Annotated in this window: 6 protein-coding genes; all 6 read left to right on the top strand. The window is 64.5% G+C overall.

The annotated features are described in order from the left end of the window. Nucleotides 1–109 precede the first annotated feature (109 nt). Nucleotides 110–358: a 30S ribosomal protein S18 gene (gene rpsR, locus EOA33_RS21450; protein WP_006203718.1), complete on the top strand. Its 249-nt coding sequence runs from the start codon at nt 110–112 to the stop codon at nt 356–358. 214 nt (nt 359–572) lie between these two features. Further along, nucleotides 573–1,157 (top strand): 50S ribosomal protein L9, encoded by a 585-nt coding sequence (gene rplI / locus EOA33_RS21455; RefSeq protein WP_127285613.1) that lies wholly within the window; start codon nt 573–575, stop codon nt 1,155–1,157. A gap of 276 nt (nt 1,158–1,433) precedes the next feature. After that, entirely contained in the window at nt 1,434–2,723 is a 1,290-nt protein-coding gene (locus tag EOA33_RS21460; RefSeq protein WP_127406513.1) for a cyclopropane-fatty-acyl-phospholipid synthase family protein, read from the top strand. 91 nt (nt 2,724–2,814) lie between these two features. Further along, nucleotides 2,815–3,135: a YnfA family protein gene (locus EOA33_RS21465; protein WP_127406514.1), complete on the top strand. Its 321-nt coding sequence runs from the start codon at nt 2,815–2,817 to the stop codon at nt 3,133–3,135. 117 nt (nt 3,136–3,252) lie between these two features. Beyond that, nucleotides 3,253–4,221 (top strand): small ribosomal subunit Rsm22 family protein, encoded by a 969-nt coding sequence (locus EOA33_RS21470; RefSeq protein WP_127406515.1) that lies wholly within the window; start codon nt 3,253–3,255, stop codon nt 4,219–4,221. A gap of 219 nt (nt 4,222–4,440) precedes the next feature. Beyond that, the coding region (locus tag EOA33_RS21475) for a replicative DNA helicase (RefSeq protein ID WP_127406516.1) at nt 4,441–5,902 on the top strand (1,462 nt) is incomplete at its 3' end.

Raw genomic sequence — 5,902 nt, forward strand, 5'->3', positions numbered from 1 at the left:
CGCTCGGCGACCGCTATCGCGGCGACCGTGGCGATCGTCCGCCGCGCAGCTTCGATGGCGAGCGCGGTCCGCGCCGCCCGCGTGAAGGCGTTGAAGGGGGTGCAGAATAATGGTCGACATCAACCAGATCCCGACCCGGCGCCCGTTCCATCGCCGCCGCAAGACCTGCCCGTTCTCCGGCGCCAACGCGCCCAAGATCGACTACAAGGACGTGCGTCTGCTGCAGCGCTACATTTCCGAGCGCGGCAAGATCGTGCCGTCGCGCATCACCGCCGTCAGCCAGAAGAAGCAGCGCGAGCTCGCCAAGGCGATCAAGCGCGCCCGCTTCCTCGGCCTGCTGCCCTACGTGGTTCGCTAAGACTTCCGAAGCGGGCGGCCAGCCGCCCGCTTCTTCCCCACGGCGACGGGCGCCGCAGGGTGGACATCAAATCCCGGGTTGAGGCCGAAAGCCTCTAACTGCCGCGACAGGCAGGACAGCGACACGGCGGCAACGCCCCTTTTGCTTCCTGACCTGTTCCAGATCAATCCGGCGCCGATCCCCGCGATCGACGCCAAGACGAAGGAACAAAACCATGGAAGTCATTCTTCTCGAACGCGTTTCCCGCCTCGGCCAGATGGGCGACACCGTCAAGGTCAAGGATGGGTTCGCCCGCAATTTCCTGTTGCCGCAGGGCAAGGCGCTGCGCGCCAACGAAGCCAACAAGAAGAAGTTCGAAGGCCAGCGGGCCCAGCTCGAAGCGCGTAACCTCGAGCGCAAGTCGGAAGCCTCGCAGGTCGCCGAAAAGCTGGACGGCAAGAGCTTCGTGGCCGTGCGTTCGGCCGGCGAGACCGGCCAGCTCTACGGCTCGGTGTCGACCCGCGACATCGCCGACCTGCTGACGGCGGAAGGCTTCTCGGTCAACCGCAACCAGATTCAGCTCAACCATCCGATCAAGACCATCGGCCTCACCAATGTGGCGATCGCGCTGCATCCGGAAGTCGAGGTCACGATCACGCTCAACATCGCCCGCACCGCGGACGAGGCCGAACGTCAGGCCAAGGGCGAGACGCTGACGACGGCCGAAGCCATCTATGGCGACGACATCAACGACAATGCGCGGCCGGAAAACTTCTTCGACCCGAACGCCGAGTTCGAAGGCGGCGAAGACAACGCCTGACCTGGCACAATCGAGCGCCGCGGCGGTGCTCGAAAACGCCTTGTCGCTCTCCGGTTTCGACTGGACCAATGCCCGGGCCTCGCGCCCGGGCATTTTTATACCAAATGGAACTTTCCGAACCCCTATATCTTGATGCAGACTACAGCGTCGCGCGTCCTTTGGACGCACAAAGGACGTCGTAGTCCTTTGACTTGGCGCATGATCCCCGCGCGAAATCGACTGCGATTTCGGGACCCTGCGCCAGGCCATCCTGTCTGACGTTGGGGACATTTGGTCATGAATATTCTGTTGAAGCGCCTTCTCGACCGCCTGGTGCGCACCGGCAATCTCAAGGTGACCGGGCCGAAGGGCTCGACAGTGGTCTTCGGCGACGGCAGCGGCGAGCCAGTGCACATGCACATCAGGACCAAGCACGCCGAACGCGCCATCAGCTTCGATCCGATGCTGGCGGTACCGGAAGCCTATATGGACGGCGAACTCGATATCCTCGAAGGCGGCGTGCTTGGGGTGATGCGCATTGCCTTCCAGAACATGGGCAGCGGCGGCATCGACGCGACATGGTCGAAGGCGATCGAAGGCCTGCGCCACGCCTTCCGCCGGCTGCAGCAGATCAACACCGCGTCGCGCTCACGCCGCAACGTACAGCGCCACTACGATCTCTCCGGCGATCTCTACCGGCTCTTCCTCGACGACGACATGCAGTATTCCTGCGCCTACTTCGAGCAGCCCGACATGACGCTGGACGAGGCGCAGGCGGCCAAGAAGCGGCACATCGCCGCCAAGCTCCGACTGAAGGCCGGCCAGACGGTGCTCGACATCGGTTCCGGCTGGGGCGGGCTCGGCCTCTATCTCGCCAAGGCCTTCGACGTCGATGTGCAAGGCGTCACGCTGTCGACCGAGCAGCACGGCGTCGCCACCGACCGAGCCCATGTGCAAGGGCTGCAGGACAGGGTGCATTTCGACCTCAAGGATTATCGCTCGCTCAACGAGCGCTTCGATCGCATCGTCTCGGTCGGCATGTTCGAACATGTCGGCGTCAACCACTACCGCACCTTCTTCGACAAGTCGGCGACGCTGCTCAAGCCCGATGGCGTGATGCTGCTGCACACGATCGGCCGTTCCGGCGTACCGTGGGCGACCAGCGCTTTCGTCCGCAAATATATCTTCCCGGGCGGCTACATACCGGCGCTTTCCGAAGTCATGCCGGCGATCGAAAAGTCGGGCCTCGTCGTCACCGACATCGAGATGCTCAGGCTGCATTATGCCGACACGCTGAAGCATTGGGGCCTGCGCTTCGCCGCCAACCGCGACAAGGCCAAGGCGATCTATGACGAACGCTTCTGCCGCATGTGGGAATTCTATCTCGCCGCCTCGGAGGCCGCCTTCCGCTGGCAGGACCTGGTGATCTTCCAGATCCAGCTCGCCAAGAAGAACGACACGCTGCCGGTCACCCGCGACTACATGGCCAAATGCGAAAAGGCGCTGGAAATGCGCGACATGGGCCCCCGGCAGGAACCGGCGGCCGCCAAACCCGCCCGCCGCAGGAAGGTGGCGGACGGGGAATAGGGCGCCGGCGGCATCGCGTTCAATTGGCCCATTGTCCTTGCCATAGGCTCCCCAAGCATGAAAAAGGTCTCGTCATCGCGAGACCTTTTTCATGACCTACCTCATCTACATCGCCGCCGCCCTTGCCGAGATCGCCGGCTGCTTCTCGTTCTGGGTCTGGTGGCGGCTGGGAAAGTCGCCTCTATGGCTGGCGCCGGGCCTCGTCTCGCTCGCTTTGTTCGGCTTACTGCTGGCGCTCGTCGACACGTCGGCCGCCGGCCGCGCCTATGCGGCCTATGGCGGCATCTACATTGCGGCATCGCTCGGCTGGCTGTGGCTGGTGGAAGGAGTGCGCCCCGACCGCTGGGACCTCGCCGGAGCAGCGCTCTGCATCGCCGGGGCTTCGGTCATCCTGCTCGCGCCGAGAGCATGATGCCGAAAAGTGTGAAACGGTTTTCGGACGACATCATGCTCTATCTCGTTGATTTAGAACTGGATAGTTTCAGGTCGATTCGGCCTGAAACTATCCAGTTCTGAGGGAGCCTGAGCCGTGGAACTCCCTGCCCCGCTCCGGCAAGGCGTCGAGCGCCTGCTCGAAAATGTGCCGCTGCAGGCGCTCAAACAGGCGGCAAGGACGCTGTCCGACCGCTATCGCGCGGAACTGCGCGACGGCCGCCTGCACATGGCCGAGGATATGGCGGTCAAAGCCTATCTGGCGACGCGGCTGCCGGCGACCTATGCCGCCGTTCGCGCCAGCCTCGATGCGCTGGCCGAGGCAAGGCCCGACTTCCAGCCGAGGACCTTACTCGATATCGGCGCAGGGCCTGGCACGATGCTTTGGGCCACGCTCGACCTGTGGCCCGATCTCGCAGCGGCGGTGATGCTCGAGGCAAGTGCGGCGGTGCGCAAGATCGGCCAATCGCTGGCAGCCGAGGCGATCGCCGCCAGGACGGAATGGCTTGCGGGTGACGCCACCATCGATCTCGCCGATCTTCAACCCGCCGATCTCGTCACCGCCGCTTATGTGCTGGACGAGATCGTGCCGGCCTCGCTGCCCAAACTGGTTGGCCAAGTCTGGCAGTTGACCGCCGGCACGCTGCTGATCGTCGAGCCGGGAACGCCGGCCGGCTGGCAGCGCATTCTTGCCGTGCGCCAGCAATTGATCGAGGCCGGCGCGCATGTGCTGGCACCCTGCCCGCACGAGGCGCCCTGCCCGCTCGCCCAGCCCGACTGGTGCCATTTCTCGCGCCGCATCGCGCGCTCGCGCCTGCATCGCCTCGCCAAGGACGCCGACGTGCCGTGGGAGGACGAGAAATTCATCTACATCGCCGCCTCGCGGCGGCCGGCGCCAGCGCGCCCGGCGCGCGTGATCGCGCCGCCGAAGGCCGGCTCCGGCAAGGTGATGCTCAAGCTTTGCGTGCCTGACGGCAATGCCGGCGAGACACTGTTCAGCAAGCGCGACGGCGACGCGTTCAGGGTCGCGCGACGGCTGGACTGGGGCGACTCGCTGGATATTTGAATGACAATTTGTTCTTTATTTGTTCCACAGCTTCGCGTAGAATCGCGACCTTGCCGAGTCAACTGGAATCGGGGCACGGGAATTCTGTCCTGTGGACGGTTTGCCGCTCCTGTGAACAGCGGGCATCAAGGCTGATTGGCCTTGGGGTGATGCAGAAAGGTCAGCACCGACTCATCTCGTTCTTGCTATCGAGAGGTCGGGATCGAAATCGGGGACATCATGGCTGAGGCAGCGCGCAAATTCGGCGTGGCGGAGCAACCGCTCTATCGCGAGGCACCGAACAACATCGAGGCCGAGCAGGCGCTGCTCGGCGCCATCCTCGTCAACAACGACGCCTTTTACCGGGTCTCCGACTTCCTCAAGCCGGCGCATTTCCACGAGCCGCTGCACCGCCGGATATTCGAGGTGGCGGCCGAGCTCATCCGCATGGGCAAGATCGCGACCCCGATCACGCTGAAGACCTTCCTGCCCGCGGACGAAAAGGTCGGCGACATGACGGTGGCGCAATATGTCGTGCGGCTCGCCGTCGAGGCCGTCACCGTCGTCAACGCCACCGACTATGGCCGCGCCATCTACGACCTCGCCACGCGCCGCGCGCTGATCACCGTCGGCGAGGACATGGTCAACATCGCCTATGACGCCCCGGTCGACATGTCGCCGTCCGACCAGATCGAGGATGCCGAGCGGCGGCTGTTCGAGCTGGCCGAGACCGGCCGCTACGACGGCGGCTTCGAGAGCTTCACCGACGCGGTCAAGACCGCCGTCGACATGGCCAACGCCGCCTATATGCGCGATGGCGGCCTGTCCGGCATCGCCACCGGCCTGCGCGACCTCGACCGCCGCATGGGCGGCCTGCAGCCTTCCGACCTGATCGTGCTTGCCGGCCGCCCAGGCATGGGCAAGACGTCGCTCGCCACCAACATCGCCTTCAACATCGCCGAGGCCTATGTGCCTGCCCAGCAGGCCGACGGCTCGTTCAAGGCCGCCAATGGCGGCGTCGTCGGCTTCTTCTCGCTGGAAATGTCGTCGGAGCAGCTCGCCACCCGCATCATCTCCGAGCAGACCGAGATTTCGTCGTCGAAGATCCGTCGCGGCGAGATCTCCGAGATGGATTTCGAAAAGCTGGTCGCCTGCTCGCAGACCATGCAGAAGATCCCGCTGTTCATCGACCAGACCGGCGGCATCTCGATCGCTCAGCTTTCCGCCCGCGCGCGCCGCCTGAAGCGCCAGCGCGGCCTCGACCTCATTGTCATCGACTATATCCAGCTGATGCAGGGCTCCTCCGCCCGCGCCTCGCAGAACCGCGTGCAGGAAATCACCGAGATCACCACCGGCCTGAAGGCGCTGGCCAAGGAGCTCGGCGTGCCGATCATCGCGCTGTCGCAGCTCTCGCGTCAGGTCGAAAGCCGCGACGACAAGCGCCCGCAACTCTCGGACCTGCGCGAATCCGGCTCAATCGAGCAGGACGCCGACGTGGTGCTGTTCGTCTATCGCGAGGAATACTACCTCAAGAACCGCGAGCCGAAACTCGGCACCGAGGAATACGTCAAGTGGGAAAACGAGATGAACGAGATGCGCGGCAAGGCCGAGGTGATCGTGGCCAAGCAGCGCCACGGCCCGACCGGCTCGGTCAGCCTCGCCTTCCACGGCGAATTCACCCGCTTCTCCGACCTGGCGGAAG

The sequence above is a fragment of the Mesorhizobium sp. M4A.F.Ca.ET.050.02.1.1 genome (genome assembly GCF_003997725.1).
GTDB lineage: Bacteria > Pseudomonadota > Alphaproteobacteria > Rhizobiales > Rhizobiaceae > Mesorhizobium.

Bases quoted from the DNA above. Each gene is read 5' to 3' on its own strand.
- rplI (WP_127285613.1), top strand. From the start codon at position 573: ATGGAAGTCATTCTTCTCGAACGCGTTTCCCGCCTCGGCCAGATGGGC.
- EOA33_RS21460 (WP_127406513.1), top strand. From the start codon at position 1,434: ATGAATATTCTGTTGAAGCGCCTTCTCGACCGCCTGGTGCGCACCGGC.
- EOA33_RS21465 (WP_127406514.1), top strand. From the start codon at position 2,815: ATGACCTACCTCATCTACATCGCCGCCGCCCTTGCCGAGATCGCCGGC.
- rpsR (WP_006203718.1), top strand. From the start codon at position 110: ATGGTCGACATCAACCAGATCCCGACCCGGCGCCCGTTCCATCGCCGC.